2 protein-coding genes are annotated in these 2,269 nt (G+C 63.6%); both read left to right on the top strand.

The features are described from left to right. Positions 1 to 152 precede the first annotated feature (152 nt). Positions 153 to 443 (top strand): WXG100 family type VII secretion target, encoded by a 291-nt coding sequence (locus QZV72_RS05945; RefSeq protein WP_297006258.1) that lies wholly within the window; start codon positions 153 to 155, stop codon positions 441 to 443. Between the two features lie 47 nt (positions 444 to 490). Then, positions 491 to 2,269: DUF6531 domain-containing protein (locus tag QZV72_RS05940; protein WP_297006256.1), on the top strand; the 1,779-nt coding region annotated here is incomplete at its 3' end.

Here is a 2,269-nt window from a genome sequence, read left to right as displayed (position 1 = left end):
CCGCCGGTAAGGCCTACCAGTCCGGTGAGGAAGAGCAGACCAGCGCTATCCAGTCCCGCTTCGCGGGCATGGACATGCCGCAGGGAAACATACTCTGATCACACCGCTCACCGACATCGGCCGACTACCACCTTTTAGGGAGAACACACACCATGCCGTACGCATATGACGCTTCAGTCGCAGACACCAGCGCGCAGGACATCAACCAGATCGTTTCCGCTCTCGAAGCCACTCTCGATGAGATCCAGGGCGATGTCTCGAAGCTCGCCAGCAGCTGGGAAGGCTCCGAGCAGGAGCAGTACTCCGGTGTACAGCAGAAATGGGCTGGGGCTGCCAACCAGGCGAAGGAGATCCTCGCCCAGGTGAAGGCGACGCTGGAGGAGAACAGTCAGGCTGTGGCAGAGACGCGGTCGCGGGTCTCCAACGCCATCAGCGGGAACTGACCCCCGCCTACTACTGAGACCCTTCATCCGAGAGGACCTGACCCCACGTGCCCGGCATCCACCTGGAACCGACGTTCTTCACCTACCACGAGCTGAACTTCACCCTCGGCGGCAATCCGGCCCTGGTTGGTGAGGCAGCACGACGGTGGATGACTTTCGCGGACGCCGCGGAGGGCGCGGCGGTTTCCTTGCGCGCCATCAACGACGGCGGGTTCGAGGGCACCGAGGGGAACACATACAGGGACATCGTCAACGCGAATTTCCCGTCTCACCTGCAGACGACGTCGGAGGCTCATCAGGGTGTGGGATCCGCCATCAGCCGCTATGCCGGTGCGTTCACTACCGCGATGGCGGCGATGACCTCTTTGCGGACGCGGGCGATGGAGCTGCATACAGCGGTCAACGCCACCGGCGTAGAAGTGGATACAGCCGAGGCTGCTGCGGCGACCGCCCACGAAGCAGCGACCACGGCGACGGTGGCTTCAATCGCCATGCCGGCTGCTGCTCCTGCCGCAGTGACGGCACATGCGACTGCCACGGCAGCGGATGCGGAACTTGCAAAGGCGGTCACGGCGAATCAGATAGCATTCAATGCGTGGACAGAGGCTATCGCCGAGTCTGAGGTGATCAAGAACGAGCTTGGCGCTGAGGTCACCGCGGCCGTGGGGATTATCGAGGCCCAGGCGCGTAAGCGTTTTGAGAAGAACCCCAGTAAATGGGAGAAGCTCAAGGGCGCGTTGAGCGACTTCCTCGACAAGTTCGCCGACCTGCTGAAGAACCTGTCCGACCTGTTGCAGACACTCGGCGGATTCATGATGCTGATCCCCGGACTCCAGCTTATCGGTGCGATCATGCTCGGTGTCGGGCTCGCACTCAAGGGCCTCCTCGCCCTCAACGGCAACGTGAGTTGGGGAGAGTTCGCTCTCGACGCATTGTTCGCCCTACCTGGTGGAGCCCTGCTACGCGGGGCGAGAGCGGGAAAGCTCGGGGTCACTGGTATGCGTGCGGCCGCTGGCCTTGAGCGTGTCGGGGGCAAGGCTGTGTCGACGGTGAAGACCGGACTGGAGCGCGGAGCGTTCCACACGGCCTCAGGTATGGGGCGGTTCGGAGAGCGCGGACAGAACCTCGGAAAGGCATTCTACGAGCGGAGCACCCGCGGCGGTCAGATCTGTTTCGACGCCGAGCCGGTGGACATGGCGACCGGTGCGATGGTCGATTTCGAGGTCGATGTCAATGTTCCCGGCGTTCTGCCGCTGATCGTGGACCGCAACGCGAACTCCGCCCACGAACTCGGCCGCGCACTGGGCCCGACGTGGGTCTCGCGGATGGACGTGCGCATCGAGGTCTGCGCCGATGAGGTGCTCATGGTGTCCTCCGACGGCGCTCTGTTGACCTTTCCACCCGCCCCAACGGATGGTTCCGAGGTTCGCTGCGACGGTCGGCCCTGGTTGCTGTCGTTCGTGGACGGTGCGTACCGTGTCCGTGATGTCGCTGGTGGGGTGACCTGGGTTTTCGCGGTGACCGGTGACAGGGCGTCGGTGCGTTCCGTGCTGGCCGCTGAACCGGGAAGCCGACCGGAGGCCGACAATGTTACTGGTGGTGTTACTGGTGGTGTTGATGGAGGTGTTGATGACCTGGATGCGGTGGATCGGGAGCTCGCCGCACTGTGCGGTGCGGGTATCCCGGGGTCGTCGCTGGCGGGTGTCACTGAGACGGGCATCGAGATCGGTCTGACCTCCCTGGTGCACCGTACCGGTCACTGGGTGGACTACGACTATGATCCTGCCACTGCGACGATGACGCGGATGCGCCGGTCGGACGGCACT

It is taken from the genome of uncultured Corynebacterium sp. (assembly GCF_902782855.1).
GTDB lineage: Bacteria > Actinomycetota > Actinomycetes > Mycobacteriales > Mycobacteriaceae > Corynebacterium.
Note: the sequence above shows the minus strand (reverse complement) of the source record. Positions and strands in the feature narration are given on the sequence as shown.

Coding starts and splice junctions, on each gene's coding strand:
- QZV72_RS05945 (WP_297006258.1), top strand. CDS start 153: ATGCCGTACGCATATGACGCTTCAGTCGCAGACACCAGCGCGCAGGAC.